This is a genomic window from Komagataeibacter ossonobensis (assembly GCF_057359305.1).
The window spans coordinates 1-26792 of the sequence record NZ_JBXAYQ010000007.1 but is presented as its reverse complement, the minus strand read 5'-3'; the positions used below and the strand labels follow the sequence as shown (position 1 = coordinate 26792).

31 protein-coding genes, 1 tRNA gene and 1 other RNA gene are annotated in these 26792 nt (G+C 63.8%); 18 read left to right on the top strand and 15 right to left on the bottom strand.

From position 1 onward, the window contains the following. Window positions 1–24: 24 nt before the first annotated feature. Window positions 25–1230, bottom strand: a complete 1206-nt coding sequence (locus AC1RQ9_RS06910; protein ID WP_485986196.1) for an aminotransferase — start codon at window positions 1228–1230, stop codon at window positions 25–27. Window positions 1231–1390: 160 nt separating this feature from the next. Between AC1RQ9_RS06910 and AC1RQ9_RS06905 the strand changes: the two genes are divergently transcribed. The 6 genes from AC1RQ9_RS06905 (at window position 1391) to AC1RQ9_RS06880 (ending at window position 8153) form a co-directional block, all read left to right on the top strand. Continuing rightward, window positions 1391–1729: a P-II family nitrogen regulator gene (locus AC1RQ9_RS06905; protein WP_010510184.1), complete on the top strand. Its 339-nt coding sequence runs from the start codon at window positions 1391–1393 to the stop codon at window positions 1727–1729. Between the two features lie 122 nt (window positions 1730–1851). Beyond that, window positions 1852–3312 carry a type I glutamate--ammonia ligase gene (gene glnA / locus AC1RQ9_RS06900; protein ID WP_193733372.1) on the top strand — a complete coding sequence of 487 codons (1461 nt, stop codon included), beginning with the start codon at window positions 1852–1854 and terminating at the stop codon, window positions 3310–3312. A 221-nt stretch (window positions 3313–3533) separates the two neighbouring features. Beyond that, window positions 3534–4577 carry an NAD(P)H-quinone oxidoreductase gene (locus AC1RQ9_RS06895; protein ID WP_485986136.1) on the top strand — a complete coding sequence of 348 codons (1044 nt, stop codon included), beginning with the start codon at window positions 3534–3536 and terminating at the stop codon, window positions 4575–4577. Between the two features lie 11 nt (window positions 4578–4588). Then, on the top strand, window positions 4589–5380 hold the full coding sequence (locus AC1RQ9_RS06890; protein WP_485986135.1) for an alpha/beta fold hydrolase: 792 nt from the start codon (window positions 4589–4591) through the stop codon (window positions 5378–5380). Window positions 5381–5509: 129 nt separating this feature from the next. Continuing rightward, the gene (locus tag AC1RQ9_RS06885) at window positions 5510–6670 is read left to right on the top strand and encodes an energy transducer TonB (protein WP_485986134.1); all 1161 of its coding nucleotides are present in this window, start codon (window positions 5510–5512) and stop codon (window positions 6668–6670) included. Window positions 6671–6698: 28 nt separating this feature from the next. Further along, entirely contained in the window at window positions 6699–8153 is a 1455-nt protein-coding gene (locus tag AC1RQ9_RS06880) for an AMP nucleosidase (protein ID WP_485986133.1), read from the top strand. Between the two features lie 284 nt (window positions 8154–8437). Here the strand turns inward: AC1RQ9_RS06880 and AC1RQ9_RS06875 are convergent, their stop codons facing one another. The 5 genes from AC1RQ9_RS06875 to AC1RQ9_RS06855 all read right to left on the bottom strand — a co-directional run bounded on the left by AC1RQ9_RS06875 (window position 8438) and on the right by AC1RQ9_RS06855 (window position 10667). Beyond that, window positions 8438–9253 carry a TIGR00282 family metallophosphoesterase gene (locus AC1RQ9_RS06875; protein WP_193733367.1) on the bottom strand — a complete coding sequence of 272 codons (816 nt, stop codon included), beginning with the start codon at window positions 9251–9253 and terminating at the stop codon, window positions 8438–8440. A 14-nt stretch (window positions 9254–9267) separates the two neighbouring features. Further along, window positions 9268–9879 (bottom strand): 5-formyltetrahydrofolate cyclo-ligase, encoded by a 612-nt coding sequence (locus AC1RQ9_RS06870; protein ID WP_485986131.1) that lies wholly within the window; start codon window positions 9877–9879, stop codon window positions 9268–9270. A 9-nt stretch (window positions 9880–9888) separates the two neighbouring features. Next, window positions 9889–10047: non-coding RNA, 6S RNA (gene ssrS / locus AC1RQ9_RS06865), on the bottom strand. 9 nt (window positions 10048–10056) lie between these two features. After that, a complete protein-coding gene (locus AC1RQ9_RS06860; RefSeq protein WP_193733365.1) occupies window positions 10057–10398 on the bottom strand; it encodes a cell division protein ZapA in 342 nt (113 codons plus the stop codon). Window positions 10399–10403: 5 nt separating this feature from the next. Further along, window positions 10404–10667, bottom strand: a complete 264-nt coding sequence (locus AC1RQ9_RS06855; RefSeq protein WP_193733364.1) for a hypothetical protein — start codon at window positions 10665–10667, stop codon at window positions 10404–10406. An 80-nt stretch (window positions 10668–10747) separates the two neighbouring features. Here AC1RQ9_RS06855 and AC1RQ9_RS06850 point away from each other — a divergent pair, with 80 nt between their 5' ends. Together AC1RQ9_RS06850 and thiE are read left to right on the top strand one after the other, a co-directional pair. Beyond that, entirely contained in the window at window positions 10748–11143 is a 396-nt protein-coding gene (locus AC1RQ9_RS06850) for a hypothetical protein (protein WP_485986195.1), read from the top strand. Window positions 11144–11452: 309 nt separating this feature from the next. Then, the gene (thiE, locus tag AC1RQ9_RS06845) at window positions 11453–12088 is read left to right on the top strand and encodes a thiamine phosphate synthase (protein ID WP_485986128.1); all 636 of its coding nucleotides are present in this window, start codon (window positions 11453–11455) and stop codon (window positions 12086–12088) included. 61 nt (window positions 12089–12149) lie between these two features. On the opposite strand, the gene epmA is transcribed toward thiE, so the two are convergent. Further along, window positions 12150–13172, bottom strand: coding sequence for an EF-P lysine aminoacylase EpmA (gene epmA / locus AC1RQ9_RS06840; RefSeq protein ID WP_485986127.1), 1023 nt, complete (start codon window positions 13170–13172; stop codon window positions 12150–12152). Window positions 13173–13175: 3 nt separating this feature from the next. After that, complete coding sequence (locus AC1RQ9_RS06835) at window positions 13176–13454, bottom strand: hypothetical protein (RefSeq protein ID WP_485986126.1); 279 nt, start codon at window positions 13452–13454, stop codon at window positions 13176–13178. A gap of 86 nt (window positions 13455–13540) precedes the next feature. On the opposite strand from AC1RQ9_RS06835, the gene AC1RQ9_RS06830 reads away from it, so the two are divergent. From AC1RQ9_RS06830 to AC1RQ9_RS06805, 6 genes are all read left to right on the top strand, one after another. Further along, the gene (locus AC1RQ9_RS06830; protein WP_485986193.1) at window positions 13541–14626 is read left to right on the top strand and encodes a lysine-2,3-aminomutase-like protein; all 1086 of its coding nucleotides are present in this window, start codon (window positions 13541–13543) and stop codon (window positions 14624–14626) included. Window positions 14627–14722: 96 nt separating this feature from the next. Then, complete coding sequence (gene efp, locus AC1RQ9_RS06825) at window positions 14723–15289, top strand: elongation factor P (protein ID WP_193733360.1); 567 nt, start codon at window positions 14723–14725, stop codon at window positions 15287–15289. A 108-nt stretch (window positions 15290–15397) separates the two neighbouring features. Then, the gene (locus AC1RQ9_RS06820; RefSeq protein WP_025439632.1) at window positions 15398–16219 is read left to right on the top strand and encodes an inositol monophosphatase family protein; all 822 of its coding nucleotides are present in this window, start codon (window positions 15398–15400) and stop codon (window positions 16217–16219) included. A 73-nt stretch (window positions 16220–16292) separates the two neighbouring features. Further along, a complete protein-coding gene (locus AC1RQ9_RS06815; RefSeq protein ID WP_485986125.1) occupies window positions 16293–17108 on the top strand; it encodes an OmpA family protein in 816 nt (271 codons plus the stop codon). A 12-nt stretch (window positions 17109–17120) separates the two neighbouring features. Next, a complete protein-coding gene (locus tag AC1RQ9_RS06810; RefSeq protein WP_141261830.1) occupies window positions 17121–18167 on the top strand; it encodes a flagellar motor protein MotA in 1047 nt (348 codons plus the stop codon). Between the two features lie 27 nt (window positions 18168–18194). Further along, window positions 18195–19157 carry a peptidoglycan -binding protein gene (locus tag AC1RQ9_RS06805; protein WP_485986123.1) on the top strand — a complete coding sequence of 321 codons (963 nt, stop codon included), beginning with the start codon at window positions 18195–18197 and terminating at the stop codon, window positions 19155–19157. 199 nt (window positions 19158–19356) lie between these two features. On the opposite strand, the gene AC1RQ9_RS06800 is transcribed toward AC1RQ9_RS06805, so the two are convergent. The 3 genes from AC1RQ9_RS06800 to AC1RQ9_RS06790 form a co-directional block, all read right to left on the bottom strand. Then, the gene (locus AC1RQ9_RS06800) at window positions 19357–19968 is read right to left on the bottom strand and encodes a tetratricopeptide repeat protein (protein WP_485986122.1); all 612 of its coding nucleotides are present in this window, start codon (window positions 19966–19968) and stop codon (window positions 19357–19359) included. 100 nt (window positions 19969–20068) lie between these two features. After that, window positions 20069–20194 (bottom strand): type B 50S ribosomal protein L36, encoded by a 126-nt coding sequence (gene ykgO / locus AC1RQ9_RS06795; protein ID WP_003617324.1) that lies wholly within the window; start codon window positions 20192–20194, stop codon window positions 20069–20071. A 98-nt stretch (window positions 20195–20292) separates the two neighbouring features. Then, a complete protein-coding gene (locus AC1RQ9_RS06790) occupies window positions 20293–21228 on the bottom strand; it encodes a hydrogen peroxide-inducible genes activator (protein WP_485986121.1) in 936 nt (311 codons plus the stop codon). Window positions 21229–21355: 127 nt separating this feature from the next. On the opposite strand from AC1RQ9_RS06790, the gene AC1RQ9_RS06785 reads away from it, so the two are divergent. The 4 genes from AC1RQ9_RS06785 to AC1RQ9_RS06770 all read left to right on the top strand — a co-directional run bounded on the left by AC1RQ9_RS06785 (window position 21356) and on the right by AC1RQ9_RS06770 (window position 24025). Further along, the gene (locus AC1RQ9_RS06785; RefSeq protein ID WP_193733355.1) at window positions 21356–21898 is read left to right on the top strand and encodes a peroxiredoxin; all 543 of its coding nucleotides are present in this window, start codon (window positions 21356–21358) and stop codon (window positions 21896–21898) included. Between the two features lie 134 nt (window positions 21899–22032). Further along, the gene (gene ahpD, locus AC1RQ9_RS06780; protein ID WP_193733399.1) at window positions 22033–22560 is read left to right on the top strand and encodes an alkylhydroperoxidase, AhpD family; all 528 of its coding nucleotides are present in this window, start codon (window positions 22033–22035) and stop codon (window positions 22558–22560) included. A 139-nt stretch (window positions 22561–22699) separates the two neighbouring features. After that, window positions 22700–22776, top strand: a tRNA-Asp gene (locus tag AC1RQ9_RS06775). 151 nt (window positions 22777–22927) lie between these two features. Beyond that, window positions 22928–24025 (top strand): NADH:flavin oxidoreductase/NADH oxidase, encoded by a 1098-nt coding sequence (locus tag AC1RQ9_RS06770; RefSeq protein WP_485986118.1) that lies wholly within the window; start codon window positions 22928–22930, stop codon window positions 24023–24025. A gap of 109 nt (window positions 24026–24134) precedes the next feature. Here the strand turns inward: AC1RQ9_RS06770 and AC1RQ9_RS06765 are convergent, their stop codons facing one another. From AC1RQ9_RS06765 to rpiA, 4 genes are read right to left on the bottom strand one after another with little or no spacing between them, the layout of a single operon-like run. Continuing rightward, window positions 24135–24953 (bottom strand): fructosamine kinase family protein, encoded by an 819-nt coding sequence (locus tag AC1RQ9_RS06765; RefSeq protein WP_485986116.1) that lies wholly within the window; start codon window positions 24951–24953, stop codon window positions 24135–24137. Next, window positions 24950–25426, bottom strand: a complete 477-nt coding sequence (locus AC1RQ9_RS06760) for a low molecular weight protein-tyrosine-phosphatase (protein ID WP_485986114.1) — start codon at window positions 25424–25426, stop codon at window positions 24950–24952. The genes AC1RQ9_RS06765 and AC1RQ9_RS06760 overlap by 4 nt, the downstream gene beginning before the upstream one ends. Further along, window positions 25427–25993: a gluconokinase gene (locus tag AC1RQ9_RS06755; RefSeq protein ID WP_485986113.1), complete on the bottom strand. Its 567-nt coding sequence runs from the start codon at window positions 25991–25993 to the stop codon at window positions 25427–25429. It abuts the gene before it with no gap. Beyond that, entirely contained in the window at window positions 25990–26694 is a 705-nt protein-coding gene (gene rpiA / locus AC1RQ9_RS06750; protein WP_193733350.1) for a ribose-5-phosphate isomerase RpiA, read from the bottom strand. Before rpiA ends, AC1RQ9_RS06755 begins: the two co-directional genes overlap by 4 nt. Between the last annotated feature and the right edge of the window lie 98 nt (window positions 26695–26792).

Here is a 26792-nt window from a genome sequence, read left to right as displayed (position 1 = left end):
AGAAAATCCGTACGCGTACGTCAACTATCCTTTTTGGATTTCCACCACATTTCCTGCGCACAGCCGTTCACGCACGGATTGCAGCCGCTTTACGGCGCCCGCGATCACCTCCTTCTTCTTGCAGAAGGCAAAACGGACATAGCGGGCGGGGATATCCGTGCCCCTGCTGTCATAGAAAGCCGAGACCGGAATCGCGGCCACGCCCACATGGCGGATCATCTGCTGGCAGAACGCGACATCATCCCCCGCAAAGCCAAGTGGCGCGATATCCGCGATCAGGAAGTAGCTGCCATCCGATGGCAGCACCGACAGGCCCGCGCGCGACAGCCCATCCGCAAGGGTATCACGCGCGCCGCGCATGCCTTCCGCCAGCTGGTGGAAATAGGCGGTATCCTTGTCCAGCCCCATGGCCACCGCACGCTGCAGGTTGGGGGCGACAGTGAATGTCAGCAACTGGTGCGCCTTCATCACCAGGTCAGCCAGCGGGGCGGGAGCCGTGACGTAACCAACCTTCCATCCCGTCATGGAAAAGCTCTTGCCCGCGCTGCCAATGCGGATCGTGCGTTCACGCATGCCTGGCAACGTCATGAGCGGCAGGTGCGCAATCGTGCCGAAAGTCAGGTGTTCATACACCTCGTCACACACCGCATAGGCATCATGGCGCGCAACAAGGCCGGCGATGAACTCCAGTTCATCGCGGGTGAACACCTTCCCGGTCGGATTCATGGGTGTATTCAGCAAGATCGCCTTGGTGCGCGGGCTGAAGGCAGCCGCCAGTTCCGCCCGCGGCAGGTCCCAGTGCGGCGGTGTCAGCCGCACCTTGCGCACGACCGCGCCCAGCATGTCCAGAACCGGCATGTACGTGTCGTATAACGGTTCGAACACCACCACTTCATCGCCCCGGTTGACCAGTGCCATGAGGGAGGCGGTAATCGCTTCCGTAGCACCACATGTCACCACCACTTCACGCGCGGGATCGACCGCAATTCCATAAAAGCGCGCATTGGACCGTGCCACGGCGGCCCGCAGTTCCGGCAGGCCCGCAAGCGGGGGATACTGGTTGCGCCCGTCACGCAGGGCGTCGGCTGCGGCATCCACCATGTCGGCAGGCCCTTCGGTATCGGGAAAACCCTGACCGAGGTTGATGGCGTCATGTTTCACCGCCAGCGCAGAGATGACTGAAAAAATGGTGGTCGGCAGCCCCGAAAGCAGCGAGTTGGCGGGTTTCATCATATCATCCTGTCCCGGCGCGCATATCAGGACGCGCGCGCGTGCGTGTTTTTTGCCTTATCATCCGATTGCCTGAAATCCAAAGCCATGCAACCCTGCCTGCGCCAGACAGACGGCACCGCGGACCTTACGCCACGAGACGGAAGACAGACACAGCAGCATGAAAAAGATCGAGGCCATCATCAAGCCCTTCAAACTCGACGAGGTGAAGGAGGCCCTGCATGAAATCGGTCTGATGGGAATCACCGTCACGGAGGCCAAGGGCTTCGGGCGGCAGAAAGGCCATACGGAACTGTACCGTGGCGCGGAATACATCATCGACTTCCTGCCCAAGGTAAAGCTGGAAATCGTGTGTCCCGACGACATGACCGAGCGCGCGATAGAAGCCATCATGGCGGCCGCCCGCACGGGGCGCATTGGCGATGGCAAGATATTTGTCACCCCCGTCACGGATGTCATCCGTATCCGCACAGGTGAGCGCGGCGCCGATGCGGTCTGAGGTCAGGGATGCAAATATGGCTTCCATGACCGCAGGCCTATCGACAGCAGCCTTCCGTTTCCGTAACCATAGCCGCCGCGCCGCATGGAACGGCACACCAAAGTCAGGACAGGTAAATTAACATGGCAAAAAAAGCACAGGCCCCGGCCGCGGCCTCCACGCCGTCACATTCCGCCAAGGCCATCGCGAAGGTCTTTGATATCATCAAGGAAAACGCGGTCGAGATGGTTGACCTGCGTTTCACCGATCCGCGTGGCAAGTGGCACCACACCACCCAGTACGTCACCACGATCGAAGAAGACACCTTCCGCGAAGGCTTCATGTTCGACGGCTCCTCCATCGCCGGGTGGAAAGCCATCAACGAAAGCGACATGATCCTGCTGCCTGACCCGACCACCGCAGTTATGGACCCGTTCTCCGCCAAGCCGCAGCTGATCCTGATCTGTGATATTGTCGAACCGTCCACCGGGCAGTTCTACAACCGCGACCCGCGCGCGACCGCCAAGCTGGCCGAACAGTACCTGCAGTCCACCGGCCTCGGCGACACCGCCTTCTTCGGCCCCGAAGCCGAATTTTTCATCTTCGACAGCGTGCGCTTCGGCACCGGCCCGAACTTCGGCACCTACGAGCTGGAAAGCATCGAAGGCCCCGGCGCCTCGCTGAAGGACTACCCCGAAGGCAACATGGGCCACCGCCCCGGCGTCAAGGGTGGTTACTTCCCCGTAGCCCCGGTTGACAGCGAAGGCGACCTGCGCGCCGAAATGCTGACCACCATGGGTGAGATGGGCCTGCCCATCGAAAAGCACCACCACGAAGTCGCACAGTCGCAGCATGAGCTGGGCACCAAGTTCGACACGCTGGTCCGCTCCGCCGACTTCATGCAGATCTACAAGTACTGCGTGCACAACGTTGCCCATTCCTATGGCAAGACGGCAACCTTCATGCCGAAGCCGATCTATGGCGACAACGGTTCGGGCATGCATGTTCACCAGTCCATCTGGCGCGACGGCAAGCCCACATTCGGCGGCAATGGCTATGCCGACCTGTCGGATGAGGCGCTGTACTACATCGGCGGCATCATCAAGCACGCCAAGGCGCTGAACGCCTTCACCAACCCGTCCACCAACTCCTACAAGCGCCTGATCCCCGGATTCGAAGCGCCCGTGCTGCTGGCATACTCGGCGCGCAACCGCTCCGCTTCGTGCCGTATCCCGTACGCGACCAGCCCGAAGGCGAAGCGCGTCGAGGTCCGTTTCCCCGATCCGACCGCGAACCCCTACCTTGCTTTCGCCGCCATGCTGATGGCTGGCCTCGACGGGATCAAGAACAAGATCCACCCGGGCGATGCGATGGACAAGGACCTGTATGACCTGCCGCCGGAAGAACTGAAGCAGATCCCGACGGTTGCCGGCTCCCTGCGTGAAGCCCTGACGGCGCTGGAATCCGATTACGAATTCCTGCTGGCCGGTGACGTGTTCACCAAGGACCAGATCGAAAGCTACTGTGCCGTGAAGTGGGAAGAAGTCTACAAGTTCGAACACACGCCGCACCCCGCTGAATTCGAAATGTACTACTCCGTCTGATAACGGCTTCCCTCCGGGAAGGCCTTATGGACGAAAGCGCCGGGACCGGAATGGTTCCGGCGCTTTTTTCATGTCCGCATCACAACCGCGCGCGACAATGGGGCAACCGGGGTCGTGTGCACACGTTTGCTCGATTCCCGGCCCTGCACACTGGTCCTGACCACCAATCGCCTACACCTTGAGGCCTGCATGCCGCACGTACACGCCTCACGAGGACAGACATGACCCAAGCCATACCCGACACCATGCAGGCCGTTACCTTCAGCCAGCCCGGCGGTCCCGATTGCCTACGCATTTCCACCCTGCCCGTGCCCCGTCCCACCGGTGGGACGGTACTGGTCCGCGTCATGGCGGCGGGCATCAACCGGCCCGACATCATGCAGCGCCAGGGACTGTATCCGCCACCGCCGGGGGCCAGTCCCCTGCTGGGGCTGGAAGTCGCGGGGGAAGTCGTGGCGACGGGACCAGACGTACCCGCCGACAGTTTCCCCGCCATCGGCGCGCGGGTATGCGCGCTGGTCAATGGCGGGGGCTATGCCCAGTACTGCACCGTGCCCGCGGGCCAGTGCCTGCCATGGCCCACGGGCCTTGACGCCATCCATGCAGCCGCCCTGCCCGAAACCTTTTTCACCGTCTGGTCCAACCTGTTCATCACAGCGGGGCTGAAACCGGGTGAAAGCGTGCTGGTGCATGGGGGGACCAGCGGCATCGGCACCACGACCATCCAGCTTGTGCGCGCCATGGGGGGCACGGTCTATGCCACGGCGGGCACGGATGACAAATGCGCGCTGTGCACCACGCTTGGCGCCACCGCCGCCATCAATTACCGGACCGAGGATTTTCCCAGGCGCATAAAGGAACTGACGGAAGGCCGGGGTGTGGATGTCATCCTTGATATGATCGGGGGCGCGTATCTGGATGGCAACCTGCGGTCACTGGCAACCGCGGGACGGCTGGTCATCATCGCCCTGCAGGGCGGGGCGAAGGCCGATGGCGTCAGCCTGGCGCGCATCATGACCCGCAGGCTGGTGGTGACAGGCAGTACGCTGCGCCCGCGTGATGCCGCATACAAGGCAGCCGTCGCCCGGCAACTGGAAGAACGGGTATGGCCATTGCTGGCGCAGAGGACCATCCGGCCCATCATCCATGCCACCTTCCCCTTTGCGCGGGTTGCCGATGCCCATAAACTCATGGAAAACGGAACGCATATGGGCAAGATCATGCTGGACCTGCAGCACCTGCCCATCGATACGACAGGACGATAGGAACACAGCGGGTGCTACTGAACGTCATTGAGCGCGGACCAGAACAGATTACCCCGGACACGGCCGGGCGCCCTCCCGTTGTCCTGCTGCATGGCCTGTTCGGGCGGGCGCGCAACCTTGGCTTCTTCCAGCGCCGGCTTGCCACCACCCGTCGCACGCTGGCCATTGACCTGCGCAACCATGGCGACAGCCCGCACGGGCTTATGGATTACTACACCATGGCCGCCGACCTGCTGGAAACGCTGGCCCACCACAATGCCCTGCCCGCGACCCTGGTGGGGCATTCCATGGGTGGCAAGGTCGCGATGACGCTGGCGCTGACGCGACCGGGCATGGTGCACAGCCTGCTGGTGGCCGATATCCCGCCCGCACGCACCGGGCATGGTCAGTTCGCGCTGGGCGAACAGATGCTGCGGGTGCCGTTTCCGCCGTTCCTCAACCGCGCGGGCGCGGACAGGCTGCTCCAGCACTACATTCCCAACACGGATATCCGCGCGCTCATGCTGCAGAACATCCGGGTGGGAGAAAACCCGGACTGGAGCATCGGCCTGCGGGAAATCGTGGAATCGCTGCCCAATGTGGAAAACTGGCCCTACATACCAGAAGGCTATGCCTATCCCGGTCCCACGCTATTCCTGGCGGGGGGGAATTCCCCCTATATCCGCCCCGAGCATTATGCCATCATGCGCCGGCTGTTTCCGTGCTACCGGCTGGAACTGATCGAACAGGCCGGGCACTGGCTGCATGTCGAAAACCCCGAAAGATTTGCGGAACTGCTGGAAAATTTCACTGAACGTTACTGAACCGCCTTCCGTTACACATCCGGTCCTTGACAGACCCCCCATCCGCGTCGGTTATGCTGACGATATAACAGGGCAGGCAGGTGCGCGGCCCCGGCAACAGACCAACATGGCGGAGACCCGTAGCCTTTCATGACGGTGACACTCAGTCCCTCCTCCCGGCGGCGCAATGCCGTGGAGCCCGTACTGATCCCACGCCGCACACAGCCCGGCGCCAGCCTGCCGCCTGATCCGGCAGGGGACCAGTACCAGCCACCCGACCGCGAGCGCCTGCTGGCGGGCGTGGCCGTGCCGCCACCGCCGGGCTATCGCAAGCTGCGCCCCACCATGTCGGGCCTGATCCGCCCCGATACGGAAGAAACACCCGGCCCCGGCCGGGCCATCGCCATATCGGGGCTGCTGCACGCGGCCCTTCTGGCGACCATCCTGATTGAATCCGCCCACCACAGCCAGCATGGCTCCCCCAATGCCACGCAGTCGGAGCCACAGGTGGAAATGGTCTTTTCGCCGCCGACCTCCAGCGGGATGCAGGGACAGTCCTCGCCTGACATGGCGGGCGGCCAGAACGCGCCACGGCAACAGCAGGACCAGCCCGAACCCAGCGCGCAGGAAAAGACCCCCAACCCGCAGCAGAGTGACGAGGATTCCTCCCCCTCGCCCAACATACCCACACCGGAAGTGCCTGCCGCACCGCCGCTGAGTGACGCGCCATCCGACCTGTCGGTACCGCAGTCCGAACGGCAGGATGCGTTCAATCCGTCCATGCAGAGTTCGGGCCACGGCCACCACCCCGCACAGCAGTCGCACAACCATTCCTCCGCCACGGATTACAGGGCGCTGGAACATCCGCGTAACTGGACGCTGTCGCAATCACCCCTGCCGCGCCGCAGCCAGCGCGGACGCGCGGGCGGCACGGGCAGCCCGATCGACCTGTCGCTTGGCCCGCTGGTCAAGAATGGCCAGGTCAACGCCCCCTATTCCACCAACACGCAGATCAAGGGGGTCAGCGATGATTATGGCAGCGAACTCGACCGCTGGATCCGCAGCCACATGTACTACCCCGAGGAAGCGGCCCGCGCGGGTGAGGAAGGCCCGTCTTCGGTGCATGTGGAACTGGACCGCGATGGCCATGTCACCAAGGTGCGCCTGACAGGGCAGTCGGGGTCGTACTACCTTGATGCCGCGACGGTGGGCATGTTCCGCAACGCACAGCTACCGCCGGTGCCACCGGACATGCAGGGGGATACCTTCCCCATTGACCTGACCATCAACTACATCCTGATCCGCCGCTAGGCGCGTCAGGCAGACGGAGAGACGCGCCATGGATACAGCCCCCCTCCTGCAGCAGGTCGGACGTGACTTCCAGCCGTTCGATACGGCGGATGCCGCCGTGGCCCGCATTACCGAACTGTATGACCATGCGGGCGAACTGGTCCGCCATGCCTTTACCACACGCGATACGACGGGCCTTGCGGATGCGGTCTATCCCTACCTGGCCTTCATGCCGCAGGCCGCCCTGCCGCCCGATGGCCCCCGTCCGCCCTTTGACGTGGTGCTGGAGCCGGGATTCTATGGCACCACCCTGACCCGGCCCGCGCTGTTTGCCGATTACTGGCACGAACAGATCGAAAGCCTGCTGCGCCATTACAGAACGCCGGTCCTGGTCGGACTGTCGAACCAGCCAATCCCGCTACCCTATGTGATGGAGGAAGCGGTTACGTCGCTGACCGAATCCGACCTGGCATGGATCCAGTCGCATTTCGCGCTGCCTGACCTGCATGTCACTGATGATTCGATCGCCAACTGCGATTACATCCCGCGCCCCGGCGTACCCCGGCCGCTGGCGCTGTTTACGGCGGCGCGCACCGATTATTCACTGGCGCGGCTGCACCATTACACCGGCACCGCACCGCGCCATTTCCAGCGCTTCATCCTGCTGACCAATTACCAGCGTTACGTGGATGCATTCCGCGAATACGGGCATGCCCAGGTGGATGCGGGATCGGAATACACCACCTTTGTCGAACCGGGGGAGATCATCCACACCCGCGACACCCCGCATGCACCCACCCATGCGGGCCAGAGCCTGCCGCAGATGCCCGCCTACCACCTGTGCCGCCCCGACGGCGACGGCATCACACTGATCAATATTGGCGTAGGCCCCGCCAATGCCAAGACCATTACCGACCACCTTGCGGTGCTACGCCCGCACTGCTGGCTGATGGTGGGCCATTGCGCGGGATTGCGCCGCAGCCAGAAGCTGGGGGATTACGTGCTGGCGCATGGCTACCTGCGTGACGACCACGTGCTGGATGACGACCTGCCGCCATGGGTGCCCGTTCCCCCCATTGCCGAAGTGCAGATGGCGCTGCAGGACGTAACCGCGCGCGTGACCGGCCTGCATGATGCCGAAGTCAAGACACGCCTGCGCACCGGCACGGTCATGACCACGGACAACCGGAACTGGGAACTGCGGCTTGGCGCGCTGTTCACCCGCATCAACACCTCCCGCGCCATTGCGGTGGATATGGAGTCAGCCACCATCGCGGCCAACGGGTTCCGTTTCCGCGTGCCCTACGGCACGTTATTATGCGTATCGGACAAGCCGCTTCATGGGGAACTGAAGCTGCGCGGCATGGCCAATGCCTTCTACCGCGAACGCGTGCGCCAGCATCTGGTGGTAGGAATCGAGACCATGCAGCAGTTGCGTGCGCAGGGCGTGGACCGCCTGCATTCACGCAAGCTGCGCGGGTTTGACGAACCGGCATTCCGGTAACGGCGGGGATGGGGCTGCTTTCGCACCTGGCTGGGGGCGAAACGGGTCTTGCGAACACGTTACCGACCGCCATATGGGGTGGCAGGTTTTCTCAGGGCGCTGCCCTGAGACCCGGCAAAGGCCAGTGGCCTTTGCAAACTGCTTTAATTTTCAGGACCATTCAAAAAATCTGTCCCTGAAACAGTCTCGAAATCATAAGGAAGTTTTTGGTGAAGCTTTTTTCAAAAAGCTTCGGAAGAACGCCGCCTTTTTGAAAAAAGGCGACATCCAGAAACTTCTTACTTTTAGAAATCCGGCAGCGTCGGGGCCAGATGGCCACCCTGCCTGACCGGGGCCATGCGGCGGGCCAGGCCGGTCGCGTCATCGGTTTCCACCATCATGCCCGCAATACTGGCATCCCCTTCGGCGGGTTGCAGGCGGTCACCGGGCATCTTGCGCACGAAGCGGGCGATGGCCGCGTCCTTGCCCATGCCGATCACGCTGTCATAATCGCCACACATGCCCGCATCGGTCTGGAATGCGGTACCGCCGGACAGGATACGATGGTCCGCCGTGGGCGTGTGGGTATGGGTACCGATCACCAGCGATACCCGGCCATCAAGGAAATGCCCCATGGCCCATTTCTCGCTCGTGGCTTCGGCATGCACGTCCACCACGGCGGCGTGCATGGTCACACCCAGCCGGTGTCGCGACAGGATATCGGTGACGGAGCGGAACGGATCATCCATCGCATCCATGAACTGACGGCCCATGACACTGACCACCAGCGCCTTGCGGCCATCGACCAGTTCCACCACCACGCTGCCCTGTCCCGGCGTGCCAGGGGGGTAGTTGGCGGGGCGGATGATGCGGGGTTCGCTATCGATATGGCCGATCAGGTCACGACGATCCCAGCTATGGTTGCCCAGGGTGATGACATCGGCCCCCGCTTCGATCAGGTCACGCCCGATGGCGGGCGACAGGCCGAAGCCATGGCTGGCGTTTTCCCCGTTCACCACCACAAGATCGAGTGCCAGGTCGCGCCGCAGGGTAGGCAGGCGTGAAATAACGGCTTCGCGCCCCACGCGCCCGACAATGTCACCCAGAAACAGAATTCTCAAGAAAACAGCCTTTGTTACCGTGTACGCCCGTCGCCACGACACCGGATCCATTCACGTTCGGTCACGATCGCGGGCAATGCCACATCATACAGGCCGGTCGGAATGCATGTCACTTCCTGAAAGGACAGGCCAAAACCAACCGTTCGCGCACGCGGCAGGCGCGCCAGCGTGCGGTCGTAATATCCCCCGCCATATCCCAGCCGCATGCCACGTCGGTCAAACGCCAGCAGCGGCACACACACCACATCGGGCTGCATGGAGGGACCATCGGGGTGCAGGGTGCCGTAACGTCCCGGCAGCATGGGACATTCGGGCCGCCAGCGGCGAAAGATCAGTGGATGGCCGCGCGGCGGGGTTTCAGGCAGGACAATGCACATCCCGTCCGCATGCAGGGCCTGCATGACCGGCTGCAGGTCACTTTCCCCTGGCAGGGGCCAGACCAGGGCGACACAGTCCCCCGCCCCGGTCATGCCACGCAGGCCGCGCACCATGCGGTGGCACAGGGCTTCTTCCGCACCGGCACGGGTGGGACTGGTTGTGAAAGCCTGCCGGTGGCGCGTCATCTGGTGGCGCAGGGCCTGCTTGGCCCGCACGACAGGCCACGATTCGGGATCGAGAGAGGTCATGAAAACATATACGGAGCCGCCATGGCCGTTGGTCGGATCAGCCCTCCCGGACCTGCTGACGCAGGTGGGCGCCAGGTAACGTGACCACGGTCACGACAGTGCCAGCTCCCTAGGAAGTGCTTATCGGCCCAGGGGTTGAATCATGCCTGACGCACCTGGCAGCCCCGCCCCTGCAATCTAGTCTTCTTCCATCGCGGCTGCAATGCTTTCCGCACGTTCAACCAGATGCGCCAGCTGGTCGCGCCGGCGTTCGTTTTCAATCCGCGCCTGACGCCCCTGCGCCAGCTGATGGGCGGTGTCAGAGGACACCTTTTCCGCCGTCAGGTCATGGATTTCATCGGCCATAAGCAGGGCGGCAAGGGCCAGCAGGCGTCCCTCCCCGCTATGCCCACCCAGTTCGCGGATGCGGTCGATACGCCGCTCCACTTCCTGCGCCATGGCCTGCAGGTGCTTTTCCTGTCCTTCCTTGCAGCCCACGGCATAGGAAAAGCCGTTGATGCGCACGGTCACCTGGCTCATGGCCGTTATTCCTTCCCGCCGTCAGCTTCGTCCTCGCCCAGCACATCACGCACACGGGCAATCAGAACATCGATATTGGCCGCCAGTGCCTGCACGTCCACCTCCGGTCCGGACGGGCGGGCGATGGACGCCAGTTCCGTGCGCCGGTCAAGGGCGAAGGCAATACGGTTCAGGGCCAGTTCAAGACGATCCGCCGGGTCCCGTCCGGCATCCGAGGGGGAAGGGGCGACTTCCTGCCCCGGTGGCATGATAATATCAGACACGTTCATTCTTTCCCTCGTTCCTCCCCTTGAACTGATCGCCCGGTGTGGTTTCAACGTCAAGCATGATCGACAAACATGACCATTCTATGCATGCCGCCCCCTGCATCACCGTTTCCTGCATGCATGACCTGACGCGGGTCATGGCCATGGCCGCATCGTTACGCGTCAACTGCACCATGGTTTCCCCTCCCGGCGCGGGATGTGTCATGGGGGTGCCATGGTGGACGGCGCTGGTGGCGGACTGCCCGCTGCCGGCCCTTCTGGATTGTGGGCAGGCGGCGGGATACGCCGCCTGCGCCCTGCGCGCGGGCGTATATGGCGTCATTGCGCATGTGTCCGTGGCACAGCACCGTGCCCTTGTGTCCCTGGCGCAGGTTACGGGCGGCCATGTGATGGAACGGCGCCCCGCATCGCTGGACCTGCCCCCGCGTGACGCCGGGCCGGTGCTGGAGCGGTACCTGCGGAGATTTTCCGCAGGATGACCGGATGCACGCGACGGGCAACCCGCCTGTGGCGGCATGATACCATCAACCCGCAGCCGAAGCATGCGCTTTTGGGTCATGCGCCCGTCACGGGCTGATCACGGCATGACACCCGCGACCACCCGGTTACCGAGATCCCGGTCCGGGCACGGGCATCAGACACGGCACCGCGCCACAACAGGCTGACTGAAACCCTGATGCCGGGCAAATCACAGCCATCCGCCGGGATACGCCCCATTGCCCTGCCTGCGGACACATGCCATGCGGGGGCTGTTCGCCACCCCGATGGTCGCATAGGATCAGGCCGACATGACCGATTGCCAGCTTTACCTCATCACCCCCGAATCGCTTGATCCGGCGACGTTCGCCCCCCGCCTGGCCGAAGCGCTGGACGCAGGTCCGGTCGCGGCCGTGCAGCTGCGCCTTAAAAACGTGGATGACGACACGATCCGCCGCGCGGTGGACGTATTGCAGCCCGTTGCCCATGCGCGGGACGTGGCCTTCATCATGAACGACCGGCCCGACCTTGCCATCGCCTGCGGATGCGACGGGGCGCATGTGGGCATGGACGATACGGATGTGGCCACGGCGCGCCGCATGCTGGGAGACGAACTGCAACTGGGCGTATCATGCTACGACAGCCGCGACATGGCCCTGCGCGCGGGGGAAGCGGGGGCTGATTACGTGGCGTTTGGTGCGTTTTTCCCCTCCCCGTCCAAGGAAACCGAAATCCGCGCCGATCCCGCCCTGCTGACGTGGTGGAGCAGCATGATCGAACTCCCGGTCGTGGCCATTGGTGGCATCACGCCTGAAAACTGCGGCACGCTGGTGCGCGCGGGGGCCGACTTCCTGTCGGTGATCAGTGCCGTATGGTCCCATCCCGATGGGGCAGGCGCGGGTGTACGCGCCATGAACGCAGCGATTGCGGCGGCAGAAACCACTTAAAAAACAACAGAAGTTTCCGGGCGCAACTTTTTGAAAAAAGCGTCACCAAAAACTTCTTTCGTCATCCCTGGCCTTCGCCCATCCACTGCACATCACTGATCCGGCCGGTACCGGCCGCCAGCATCACCAGACGATCAAAGCCAAGGGCTATGCCCGCGCATGGTGGCAACGTGTCGAGGGCGGACAGAAAAGCTTCATCCATCGGCCAGTCCAGCCCGGATTCATCGGGATAAAGCGCCAGGCGGCGGGCACGATCGGCCTCGAACCGCTGGCGCTGTTCGGTGCTGTCGGTCAGTTCCTCGAACGCATTGGCCAGTTCGATCCCGCCCGCATACAGTTCAAAACGCAGCGCCACGCGTGGATCGGCCGGGTCACGCCGCGCAAGGGCTGCCTGGCTTGCAGGCCAGTGTGTCAGGAAGGTGGGGCGCGTGCGCCCGATATGCGGCTCGATCCGCGCCATCATCAGGCGAAAGAACAGGTCTTCCCATGTCTCACCCTGCCGCAGGTCGCAGTCTGCCGCGCGCGCAAGGGCGGCGGCATCCCCTTCATTCGCCAGGATATCCACGCCGACATAGCGACGAAAGGCATCCGCGACACGCAGGCGTTCAAAGGGGGCGGCAATGCTGATGTCATCCCCACCCACCCGCACCACGGGCGGCAGGACGGCACGCAGCAGGGTTTCCGTCTCATCCATCAGCGCATCAAACGTGGCGCCGGGATGATACCATTCCAGCATGGTGAATTCATGCGCGTGCAGCCGGCTGCCTTCCGCATTCCGCCATACACGGGCCAGCTGGTAAACCGGCAGGCCGGTCGCCGCCACGATGCGTTTCATGGCGAATTCCGGGCTGGTGTGCAGCCACAGTTTCTGGCGGCTGCCATCCGCGCCTGCACGTTCGGTGGCGAAGACCTTCAGGTGGACTTCCTCACCCGGAGTCGGCACGGCATAGGGGGTCTCGACTTCCATGTAGCCACGCGCATCAAAAAACGCCCGGACCCCACGCAGCACAAGGCTACGGCGCAGCAGGAACGGCAGGCGGTCGGCAATGCGGGCAGGATCGGGGCGTGGCGGGGAAGCATTCATGCCTCAGGCAAACACCGTTACCGCCTGATCGACAACCCTGACATTGGAATCATCCAGATTGCCGATGGCCTTTGCGAGGGCCTGAAGATTCACTTTTTTATTGTCACGGCATACATCAAATGTATCATTGGCCCCATTGCAAGTAATGACGATGCCGTCGCACATATGCGTCGTGACGGGATGACCTTCCGGGTCCGGGTGTTCCACGTTTCCCATTGATCCGATCCCCGCTTCGGACAGGACATGCCCGATTGCCAGAAACCGTTCGTGCCCTGAGCGCATTGCGATGTTCCACAGATGGTATAAATGGCCACACAGCGCCATTATTCATCCCCACAGCAGGAAATCAACGCCGCATCGTGAATGTCATCGATTCAAAAAAACCGGAATTTCAGCATCCCCGCACGGCGTCCCCGGCCACGCGCACGCTACGCAATGTAACCGACCTGCTTGCGGCAGACCTGATTACCCCGGCGCAGGTCCCGGCGCTGGATCAGGTGGCCCGGCATTACGCCACCGCCATTCCCCCCGCCTTTGCCAGCCTGATCGAAAGTCCCGATGACCCGATCGGCCGGCAGGTCATTCCCGATGCGGCGGAATGCAAGACGGACCCGACGGAAGACCCGGACCCGATCGGGGATGACGCGCTTTCCCCCGTACCGGGCATCGTACACCGCTATGCCGATCGTGCGCTGCTCAAGCCGCTGCTGGTCTGCCCGCTTTACTGCCGCTTCTGTTTCCGCCGCGAACATGTCGGCCCCGGCGGCGGCGTGCTGGATGATGCGGCGCTGAACCGCGCACTGGACTGGCTGCGCGCACATACCGACATTCATGAAGTCGTGATGACCGGGGGCGATCCGCTGATGCTGTCGCCACGCCGCATGCGCACGATCATGACGGCGCTGGAGGGAATGGACCATATCCATACCATCCGTATCCATTCCCGCGTGCCGGTGGCCGACCCTGAACGCCTGAATGATGAAATGGCGGATGCGCTGGAAACCACGCGTTCCATGTGGCTGGTGGCGCATATCAACCATGCCCGTGAACTGACCTCCGCCGCCCGCGCCGCCATCCGCCGCGTACAGGCGCGCGCGATTCCGGTACTGGGGCAGTCCGTGCTGCTGCGCGGCGTCAACGACACGCCCGAAGCGCTTGAGGCCCTGCTGCGCGCGCAGGTGGCCGCGCGCATCCGCCCCTATTACCTGCATCAGCTTGACCCCGCCCCCGGCACCGCACGCTTCCATGTGCCCATACGCGAAGGACAGCGCCTGCTGGCCAGCCTGCGCGGGCGGGTGACGGGCATCGCCTGGCCGACCTATGTGCTGGATATTCCCGGTGGCCATGGCAAGGTGCCGATCGCGCCCGACTACCTGCACGAAGGGCCGGACGGATACCTGCGCGTGGAAGCGCCCGATGGCACAATCCACCGCCTGGCACGCGAACGCGGGTAAAACGCGGGCGAAAAGACAGCCCGCAACCTTGCCCTTCCGCGCGTGGGGCGCTAGAAGCCGAACCGCCATACTTCCCACAACCATACAGGGACCACCATGAAGCAGCAGGCAAACCTGATCCGCGCCGGACAGGTTATTGAGCACGACGGCCGTCGCTGGACGGTCCTGAAGCAGCAGATCATCACGCCGGGCAAGGGCGGTGCATTCATCCAGGTGGAAATGCGCGACCTCAAGACCGGTAACAAGACCAACGAACGCTGGCGCACTGCCGACACCGTTGAACGCCTGATGACCGAGGAGAAGGAATACACCTACTCCTACATGGACGGCGACAACATCGTGCTGATGGACCCCGAGACGTTCGAACAGCTGATCCTGCCGCTGGATCTTCTGGGTGACCAGGCGCCGTTCCTGCAGGACAACATGACGCTGGTGCTGAACCTGGTGGAAGGCGACCCGGTTGGCGCCGTCCTGCCCGCGCAGGTCACGCTGGAAGTGGTCGAGGCCGATCCCGTGGTGAAGGGCCAGACCGCAAGCTCGTCCTACAAGCCCGCGCGCCTGTCCAACGGCGTCAAGACCATGGTGCCGCCCTTCATCGAAGCGGGTGAACGCATCGTGGTCCGCACCGAGGACAGCACCTACGTCGAGCGCGCCAAGTCCTGACCATCCACCCATCCGTGCCGGGGTCTTCACACCCCGCGCGGGCCGGTTTTTCAACGCCTCAACACTCCGTTCCACCGCACGAACCAGACAGGACCGATCACCGTGGCAATGCGACTCTCTCCCCATATGACGGTGATGCAGAACGCTGCCCAGAAGGCCGCACGCCGTCTTCTGCGTGACTTCAACGAAGTCGAGCAGCTTCAGGTCAGCATCAAGGGCCCTGGCGATTTCGTGTCGCAGGCCGACCTGCGGGCCGAAACCGCCATCCGCGAGGAACTGGCGCGCGCCCGCCCCGGCTATGCCTTCCTGATGGAGGAAAGCGGTGCCTCGGGGAACGAGGGATGGACGTGGCGCTGGATCGTCGATCCGCTGGATGGCACGACCAACTTCCTGCATGGCATCCCGCACTGGGCCATTTCCATCGGCCTGCAGCGCCGCCTGCCCGATGGCACGATCGAGATCGTGGCGGGCCTTGTCTACAACCCCGCCGCCAATGAGATGTTCTGGGCGGAAAAGGGCGTGGGCGCGTTCCTCAATGACCGCCGCCTGCGCGTCTCCGCGCGTCGGTCGATGAATGAGGCCCTGTTCGCGACCGGTATCCCGTTTGCCAAGGTTTCGGCCCGCAACCGCCTGTCATTTGCCCGCACGCTGGGCGCGCTCATGCCGCAGGTTGCCGGTATCCGCCGATTCGGTGCTGCGGCACTCGACCTCGCCTGGGTCGCGGCGGGGCGGTATGACGGCTACTGGGAAATGGGCATCAAGCCATGGGACTGCGCGGCCGGCATCCTGCTGGTGCGTGAGGCCGGTGGCTATGCCACCGATCCCGAGGGCGTTGACCTCAATGACCTTGGCGCGTCCATCGACGCGGTGGCGGGCAACCCGCAACTGCATGGGCCGCTGCGCGAACTGGTGGCCAGCAGCATCGCCTGATGCCGCGCGGGCGCGGGTGCGGCTCGTTTGCCGATTGCGCCCCCGCCCGTCGCCCGGTAGCCTGCCGGGCACGATGCGATACATATTCCCCCCTTTCCACCGCCGGTCCCTGCGTGGGCTGATCGTGCTGGGTGCCACGGCCATCGGGCTGTCCGCCCCCATTGCGGGTGCCCATGCGCAGGTTACGACCAGCAGGAACGCGCTGGACGCGCTGGGCGCGCCACGACGCCCCGCCATGCTGCCCGATGGCGGCAGCATGTCCGCTTCCCCCACCGGCACCACGACCAGCACGGCGGGCGGCACCCCGGCCGCCAGCAGCACCGGCGACCATGCCGCCGGGGACATTCCTGGCAGCCACGCCCCCGCCACGGCCATTGCGTCGCCTGCCGCCATCGCCTCCCTGCCGCCGGTTGCGACCCGGCCACCCGATAACCCCGTGCTGCGCCCGCCGGAACTGCACGTGCCGCTGCATCCCTTTCCCATGCCCCCCGAAGTCAAGGCCGACCCGCAGGCACGGGGCCGGGCGGAACGGATTACCGGTGGCACGCGCCTGCACTTCACCCCGCAGTCAGCGGAGATGAATTCCCGCATGATTGCGGCGCTGCAAACATTTGCCACAGTCATGCAGAAACTGCCTGACCAGCACATCAGCATTGCGGCATATGGCGAAGGCCGCGCCGATGATCCGTCCACACCCCGCCGTATTGCGCTGTCGCGCGGGCTTGCGGCGCGTTCGGTGCTGCTGCATGCCGGTATCGCGCCCACGCGCATCTATGTCCGCGCGGTGGGGCTGCCGGATGAAAATGCGCACGGAGCCGGAACAGATTGTATTGACGTCACCCGTTCGGGTGTGGTGGCCTCGAATGCTACAGGCTCACCTTCACGTTAAGGAAACCATTGCGTGACACGACCGACGACCTATCTTGTCCGGGTTCTGCTGTTCCTTCTGGCGGTCGGGGTTGTCACAGCCCTGCTTTCCTCCACCCTGTATCAGGCGTTCTGCAACAATCCCTACCTTGATGGCCTGATCATCGGCATCCTGCTGCTAGGCATCGGGTGGAACATTTCCATGATCCTGCGGCTGATCCCCGAAGTCCGCTGGGTCAACATCCTGCGCCACCCGCGTGAGGGCCTGACCACGCCGCCGCCGCCGCGCCTGCTGGCGCCCATGGCCTCCATGCTGGCCACCCATGACAAGGGCCGCAGGCTGACCCTGTCCGCCCCGGTCATGCAGTCCCTGCTGGACAGCCTGTCGGCGCGTCTGGACGAGGGGCGTGAACTGTCACGCTACCTGACGGGTCTGCTGATCTTCCTTGGCCTGCTGGGCACGTTCTATGGCCTGCTGCTGACGGTTGGCTCCATTGCCGACGTGATCGGCAACATGTCGGTTGGCAGCGGGGATACCACCGTCATGTTCGACCAGCTCAAGTCCGGGCTGGCCGGCCCCCTGCATGGCATGGGCACCGCGTTTTCGGGGTCCATGTTCGGGCTGGCGGGCGCGCTGGTGCTTGGCTTCCTGGATCTTACGGCGGGACAGGCGCAGACACGCTTCTTTAACGAACTGGAAGAATGGCTGGCCACCATCACCCGCCTTTCGGCAGGCGGGCTGCAGGTTGGCGGCAATGACGCCAGCATCCCGGCCTATGTGCAGGCGCTTTTGGAACACACGGCCGAGAACATGGAAAAACTCCAGATCCTTCTGGCCCGCAGCGAGGAAACCCGCGCACAGGAACAGCGTCTGCTGACCGCGCTGAACGACCGTCTGGCGCAACTGGCGGACAGCCGGGGCGAAGAACACCTGCAGGGCATCGAATCCCTGCTGGCCCGTCTGGTGCAGGAATCCGCGGCGGGACGGGAGCAGATCGCAACCGACATCCGCAACGACCTGCGCCTGCTTGCACGCACCATCGCCGCAAGCGCCCCGGGAACGAACCACTCCGCTTCCTGACCGTATCCCAAGGCTGAGGTTCATCCCATGGCGCGCCGTTCCCGTCGCTCGATCCGTTCCGAACTGAATGCATGGCCCGGCTATGTTGACGCGCTGTCAACGCTGCTGATGGTCATCATATTCGTGCTGCTTGTTTTCGTGCTGGGGCAGGCCTTCCTGTCCGTAACACTGAACAAGCGCCAGCAGGCCCTTGACCAGCTTGAGCGCGAAGTGGCGAAGCTGGGGCAGATGCTCTCGCTTGAAAAAAGCCATACGACATCCCTGCAGGGCGAGGTCGCCAGCCTGCACAAAGCGCATGATGCCGATGTGGCTACCGCGACATCACTGACCGCACAGCTTAACCAGCAGACCAGTGAGCGCGACAGCGCGCAGGCCCACGCCACGGCACTGGATGACCAGGTGGCGCAGCTGCGCGCGCAGCTGGCCGCCATTGGTGCCGCGCTGGAAGTGACCGAAAACGAAGTGCATGACCGCGACCAGAAAATCAGCAACCTGGGCATGCAGCTGAACGTGGCGCTGGCGAAAAAGGTCGAGCAGCTGCAGCAGTACCGTTCCGAATTCTTCGGTCGCCTGCGCAGCGTGATGCAGCACCACAAGGGTGTGCAGATTGTCGGCGACCGCTTCGTGTTCCAGAGCGAGGTGCTGTTCCCCGTTGGCAGCGCCGACCTGTCATCCGAAGGGGTGGAGGAAATCAAGGTGCTGGCCAAGACCCTGCGTGAGGTCGCAGCCCAGATCCCGCCCGACGTTCCGTGGATCCTGCGCGTGGATGGCCATGCCGACCGCCAGCCGATCCACACCGCCTTCCCCAGCAACTGGGAACTGTCATCCGCCCGCGCCATTACGGTGGTCAAGCTGCTGATTGCCGAAGGGATCGACCCACACCATCTGGCCGCGACCGGCTTTTCCGATTACCAGCCGCTGGACCACGGCACGACAGCCGAGGCCCTTGCCCACAACCGGCGCATCGAATTCCGCCTGACGGATCGCTGATCCACCATGGGCGAAACATGGCAACAGGCCGCCCCAGGCGGTCTGTTGCTGCGTTATCGTATCAGGAAACGCGCGCGACCATTACGGTCGCGATGGCGCCGCGTGACAGAAGGTAATGGCTGTTTCCGGGTATCGCGTTTTTTTAACACGCCGTTTCCTGAAGCTTTTTGAAAAAAGCTTCACCAAACACTTCTTCTGATCAGGTGGGTTGCCCGAAGGCCTTCAGGCGCAGGCGCTCTGTTTCATGGCCTGCATCGGGAATGGTGGGATCAAGCTGCACCACGTGCTGCCATGCCTTCCATGCCGCCTGCCAGTCGCCACGCTGCTCCTCGGTGTCCTCAAGGATCTTCCACGCGGTCACGTCGCGCCCGTCATGGTGTAACGCCACGCCAAGGTCGGCCACCGCCCCATCGGGATTGGCCGCCGCCAGGCGGGCCTGCGCACGGTTACGCCACAGTACCTCGACATCCGGCTGCAGAAGCAGGGCATCGTCCATGTCCTGCACCGCATCCAGCGGGCGCTGGGCATCAAGATCATCCTGCGCGCGCCTGAGCAGCAGATTGGTGGTGGGGGCAAGATCCTTCTGGCGTATCTGCTCGATCCGGGTCAGCAGGTCACGCGCCCCGTGGACGTTTGATGCATGGGCCAGTTCGGTTTCCAGATCATCCAGCGATGGCTCGGCTTCCGCCTTCCCCGTGGCGGGGGCATGACCATTTACGGCGGCCGGGCCGGCATGCTGGTCAACCCCGTGCGACGGCAGGGCGGCATGGGCCTGCGGGCCGCTGCCCATCAGACCTGCTGCCATCACCATGGGTACGCACGAAAAGCCGCGGAAGCAGGTTTCCAAAAACCTGCCTACGCAGCTTCGCGGCTGTTCAAAGATGAACCTGACGGTCAAGGCCGTCCGGCAATCAGCCCTGACGGGCCTTCATGCGGGGGTTCTTCTTGTTGATGACATAGACCTTGCCACGGCGACGGACCACACGGCAGTCCTTGTCCCGAACCTTGGCCGACTTCAGGCTGTTTCTGATTTTCATGATCCGACCCTCGACTAGCGGCGGAATACCGCCAAAGAGGCGCCCGAATACCCCTGCCTGCGCCAAGAGTCAACCGGTGGGCCGGATTCTGGGGCCATTTACAGGCGTAAAATCGTATCTGTGATCGAATCCGGCACGAAAAACGGGGCAATGGTCTGGAAATCGGCAGTGCGGGGCGAACGCGGCCGCCACGCCAGCCCGATGGTGCGCCATGCCTGTGCGCCGGTAACCGGGCGGACCACCACGTCCTGTCCCGCCATCAGCGGGGATTCGACCGCAAGCCGGGGCAGCAGCGCAAGACCCATGCCCGCCGCGACCATTTCCACCATGGTGTAGAGCGAACTGACGGTACATTCCGCCTCGTCCTCCGGCTGGGTCCAGCCCCGCACCTGGCGGCACATGGCCAGTGCCTGGTCACGCAGGCAGTGCCCGTCCTCCAGCAGGATCATCCGCTCACGCACGATGCTGCGCACCGGCACGTCGGGCAGGTGCGCCAGCGCATGGTCGCGCGGCATGACCACCATGAAGGGATCACGCCACAGGGGCAGCGTCTCGCTATCCGCGCAGTCGCACGGCATGGCCAGCAGCACGAGGTCCAGCCTGCCTGCCGACAGCTTTTCCATCACGTTATGGGTCACGTCCTCGTTCAGCGACAGGCGCAGCTGCGGATAGGCGCCGGGCAGCCTGCGCACCAGCGCGGGCATGACAAACGGGCCGATGGTGGGAATAACGCCCAGGCGCAGCAGGCCGCTCATCGGCTCACGCGAAGCCACGGCCACGTCCAGCACGCCCTGCAATGCCTCCAGCGCGGCGCGGGCGCGCACGACCACCTTGTCCCCCAGCGGCGTGAACACGACCTTCTTGCCCACGTCACGATCAAGCAGCCTGACATCCATCTGGCGTTCCAGGGCCAGTATCCCGGCGGACAGCGTGGACTGTGTCACCGCGCAGACCCTGGCCGCCCGGCCGAAATGACGCAGTTCGGCAAGGGTGACGAGATAACGCAGCTGCTGTGCGGAGGGCATCGGAAGCATCGATAACTCCGATCATGCATATGTAAATTATTCAATAGCGTGATAGCATCACTCCCGGCATAGATACAGCCCGCGGGGCGGCGCGCCCGTCCCGGCCATATACAACCCCAACAGGAGATCACCCTAGATGCTGACAGTCGGTGACAAGTTTCCCACCTTCAACCTGAGCGCCGTTCCCGGTGGCCCCGAAGGCCTGAAGGGCGATTTCGTCCAGATCACGGACGAATCCAACAAGGGCAAGTGGAAGGTCGTCTTCTTCTGGCCGCTGGACTTCACCTTTGTCTGCCCGACCGAAATCGTGGCGTTCGGCAAGCTGGCCGGTGAATTCAAGGACCGTGACGCGGTGGTTTACGGCGTGTCGATCGACAGCGCATTCGTGCACCTGAACTGGCGCCTGAACCATGCCGAACTGAAGAACCTTGAAATCCCCATGCTGTCCGACATCAAGCGCGAGCTGATCGAAAGCTGTGGCGTGATGGCCGAGCAGGCCGGGGCCGCGCTGCGCGCCACCTTTATCGTGGACCCGCAGGGCATCATCCGCCACGTCAGCGTCAATGACCTGTCGGTTGGCCGCAACCCGCAGGAAGTCCTGCGTATCCTTGACGGCCTGCAGAGCGACGAGCTGTGCCCGTGCAACTGGAAAAAGGGCGACGCCTTCATCAAGGCCTGATCGCCACACGACCGGCCGTCCCCGCGCCCCGCGCGGGGCGGCCACGCCGCCTGTCCCGATCCCTGCCCCACCCGCAGGGGTCGGGACAGGTGGCGCGCCACCATCACACGACCGGCAATACACGGAACACGCCCATGTCCATCGACTCCCTCAAGGCCGCCCTTCCCGATTACGCCAAGGACCTGAAGCTGAACCTTGGTGCCCTTGCCAATGACTTCGTGCTGACGCCGCAGCAGCTGGGCGGCACGTTCATCGCGTCCGCCATCGCGTCGCGCAATCCGGCGGTAACGCACGCCCTGGTGGCGGAATATGGCCCCAAGATGACGCCCGAGGCCCTGCAGGCCGCCCGTTCGGCTGCCGCCATCATGGGCATGAACAATGTCTATTACCGTTTCGTGCATCTGGTTGGCGGCGATTACGAGAAGATGCCCGCCCGCCTGCGCATGAACGTCATTGCCAATCCCGGCGTGGACAAGGCGGATTTCGAACTGTGGGCCATGGCGGTATCCGCCATCAATGGCTGTGGCCTGTGCATGGAAAGCCACGAACGCCAGCTGCGTGAAGCCGGCGTCACGACCGAGCAGATCCAGGCCGCCGTCCGGGTCGCCGCAGTCGTACATGGCGTGGCCGTAACGCTGGATGGTGTGGAAATTCCCGCCTGATCCGGTCCCGATTACAGACAAAACGCCATGAACGTGACGGTCATGGCGTTTTTTTTTGCCTGCCCTGTTGCCATGATCGGGCCAGCCTGTTATTTGCCCTTTCACCGAACGGTTGCAGCCCCACGGGGCGGTAACGGATGCGGGTGTAGCTCAGTTGGTTAGAGCGCCGGCCTGTCACGCCGGAGGTCGCGGGTTCGAGCCCCGTCACTCGCGCCACTTTACGGTGCATTTCCCCTTTTGAAATCTGTTGCACGGATGGGTCTGGCTGAAACCTGTCCTACCGTTTCAGCATGCCTGCATGTGTTGCGTCATGCCGTCCATATGCTCAGTCTGTAGCCAGATTCCCGCATGACGGAGCCCAACGGCCATGACCGATCTCTTTACCCCCTATGCACTGAAGAGCGAGACCCTGCGCAACCGTATCGCCGTATCCCCCATGTGCCAGTACATGGCGCGCGATGGCATGGTGAACGACTGGCACACTGTGCATTACCCCACCCTGGCCCGTGGTGGCAGCGGGCTGGTGGTGGTGGAAGCCACCGCCGTCTCACCCGAAGGGCGCATCACGCCGGGCTGCCTTGGGCTGTGGAATGACGCGCAGGCCGAAGCCTTCCGCCCGCTGGTGCACGCAATACGCGACGCAGGGGCCGTGCCCGGCATCCAGATCGCCCATGCGGGCCGCAAGGCCAGCGCCAACCGCCCGTGGGAAGGCGACGACCACATCGCCACCGATGACCCGCGTGGGTGGGATACCATCGCCCCGTCCGCCATTGCCTTTGGCGCCAACCTGCCCAGGGTGCCGCGCGCCATGACCCTGGCGGACATCACCCGCGTGCGTCAGGATTTCGTGGCGGCGGCGGTTCGGGCGCGTGATGTCGGGTTTGGCTGGCTCATGCTGCATTTTGCCCATGGCTATCTGGGGCAGAGTTTTCTTTCCCCCCATTCCAACCAGCGTGATGACAATTATGGCGGCAGCCTTGAAAACCGTGCCCGCTTTCTTGTGGAAACCCTGCGCGACGTGCGGACCGTCTGGCCCGAGGACCGGCCGCTCAGCGCCCGCCTTGGCATGATCGAATTTGACGGTCAGGACGAACAGACGCTGCAGGATGCCATTGCGGTCGCGAAGGTCTTTCGCGAATCGGGTCTGGACTTCCTTGATGTCAGCATCGGTTTTTCCACGCCTGCGGCAAAAATTCCGTGGGGCCCGGCCTTCATGGCCCCGGTCGCGCAGCGCGTGCGACGCGAAACCGGCCTGCCGGTCGCCACAAGCTGGTATCTGGGCACCGCTCCCGTCATTGACGGGCTGGTGCGTGAGGAAAAGATCGACCTTGCGATGATCGGCCGCCCCTTCCTTGAAAACCCGCACTGGCCGTATGCGGCGGCACGGGCGCTGGGACGCGCGGATGCGGCATGGGTCCTGCCCGCACCCTATGCCCACTGGCTGGCGCGCTACCGTTCTGCCTGATGGGTAAATGATAAAAGTTTTTGGGTGCCGCCTTTTTTCAAAAAGGCGGCGTTTCCTGAAGCTTTCTGAAAAAAGCTTCGCCAAGAACTTTCTCTTTTAAAGCAATGCCCTACACCCCGGCATCATTCAGGTACTGCGCCACCATGGGCCAGTAGGTTGCGCCAAACAACCGCAGATGGACCAGTGCGGTCCACAGGCGGTAAATGGCAAAACGGACCCCATGCCCGCGCTCCAGCCCACCATGACGGGTATAAAATCCCGCAGGCGGCTGGCTGAACACGCCCGGCGTGGCAAGATCCACCTCGGCATGGCCATAATAGCAGCACGGATCAATCAGTCCCGTTACATGCCGGTCCGCCACCAGCACGTTCCCACCCCACAGGTCACCATGCAGCAGGCAGGGCGTGGGCGTCGCGGGCAGCAGGTCAGGCAGGCGGCGCATCAGGGTTTCAAGCTGGCGGGCAAGGTCGACGGGCACATGCGCCAGATGCACGCCGATACGGTGCCGCGCCCAGAAATCCGGCCATGTCTCCGTCCAGTCATTGCATACCCTTACGGCGCCAAAGGCATAATCCCCGGACCAGCCATAACGGATACCGTCCCCATCGGGCCGCCCCGTGTGTGCAAGGGACAGCACACGCGCCAGATCATCCCAGCATCGGGACAGGCGGCCATCGGCAGGCAGGTACTGCAGCACCAGGGCGTCTTCATCCACCGCCAGCACATCGGGCACAGGTGCGCCCGTCTGACCAAGGGTGCGCAGCATGGCGGCTTCGGCCACCGGGTCGGGACCATGCTTGACCACGACCCGGCGCCCGTCACTAAGATAGACCAGTAGCACCTGCACCACGTCGCCACCGGGCAGCGGGTGCCAGTTCCACAACCCCGCCCCCAGCAGGGCGGCCCCATGCCGGGCAAGGCGCGTCATGGACTGTCGCGCCGCAGTTTTTCCACCAGTGCCGCGGCACCCGCCGTGACGTCGCGCCATGTAGTGTCGAACCCGCTGGCGTCCCCATAATACGGGTCGGCCACGGCATGGCCCCTGCGCCCGGGCACATGGTCCAGCAGCAGTGAGACCTGCGCCCGGCTACCCGCCGGTTTCATGGCCATCAGATGCGCAAGGTTGGCATGATCCAGTGCGATGATGTGGGTGAAACGGTCAAAATCCGCCGCCGTCACCATGCGCGCACGATAACGGGTAATGTCGATGCCATGCCGACGGGCAACAGCACAGGCCCGACGGTCAGGCGGTGCGCCCGCATGCCAGTCGCCCGTACCCGCCGAATCGACCGCAACCGACAGTCCCGCCCGGTCGGCAGCCACGCGGAATGCAGCCTCCGCCAAAGGGGAGCGGCAGATATTGCCCATGCAGACAAACAGGACCGCAGGCATGTCAGTCATCTATCCCCTTTCGGGGGTGTGTTCGGGAAAACGCTGCCGCAGCAGGCCGATGGTCTCGGCAATCAGGTCGGCAGGCGTTTCTTCCAGATGCACGACCACCGGGTGTTCATCCGCCCCCGGCGGCTTGAGCGTGGCAAGCTGGCTGGGCAGCAGGCTGGGCGGCATGTAATGCCCGCGCCTGCGCTGCAGGCGTTCGGCCAGCACGTCCTCGGGGATTTCCAGATAGACGAACACGATATCCGCCGCCCCGTCGGCACGCAGCAGGTCGCGGTATGACCGCTTGAGCGCGGAGCAGGTCAGGATCCCCCCCTGCCCTGACGCCACGCGGCCAAGCAGCCATTTATGGCAGGCCTGCAGCCATGGCAGGCGGTCCGCATCGGTCAGGGGAATGCCCGCCGCCATTTTTTCCACATTGGCGCGCGGGTGCAGCATGTCACCTTCCTGATAGGGCCAGCCCAGCAGGTTGTGCAGCCCTTCCGCCAGCGTGGTCTTGCCACAGCCCGACACCCCCATGATGACCAGGACCTGCGGCCGTATGCCCTGGTCCTGCAGTTCCCGCCCGGTCATGCCGCAACCAGCTTCTGCAGCCCCGTGGCGGTCGCCACGATTACTTCGGATGTACGGCCGATGAACAGACCGGTCTCGATCACGCCGACCACCTGCGCCAGTTGCGCCTGCAACCGCGCGGAATCGGCGATTGCGCCAAAATGACAGTCAAGGATCATGTTGCCCCCGTCGGTTACGAACACGTTGCCGCTGCGGTCCATGCGCTGGGTGATACGCGCGCCCAGCGCCTCAAGCTGCCGGGCGGTCGAGGTCCAGCCAAAGGTCGCGACTTCCACCGGGACGGGCACACGCGCGCCCAGACGATCCACCAGCTTGCTGTCATCCACCACGACCACGAATTTGCGCGATGCGGCGGCCACGATCTTTTCACGGAACAGCGCGCCCCCAAGCCCCTTGATCAGATTGAGCGAGCCGCGTTCGACCTCATCCGCGCCATCAATATCGATGTCGATCTGCGGGTGGGTGGCGAATGTCACCAGTTTGATCCCGTGCGAGCGCGCCTGCTCGGCCGAGCGTTCGGACGTGGGAATGGCACAGAATCGCAGCCCCTCCGCCCAGCGGCGGCCAAGTTCCTCGATCATGAAGGCCGATGTGCTGCCTGAACCAAGGCCGACCACCATGCCTTCCCTGACCATGTCCGCGGCCTCGATCGCCGCCTTGCGCTTCAGTTCTGCCCGTGGGTCCGTGTTCTGGGTGGACATGCGCTGCTTCCTCTCCTGCGGGGCATCCCGCCACCGGGTGCCCCGTCGTTTTTATTGAACCGTGATCCGTATCGCACAAACACGATACTGTGCCACTT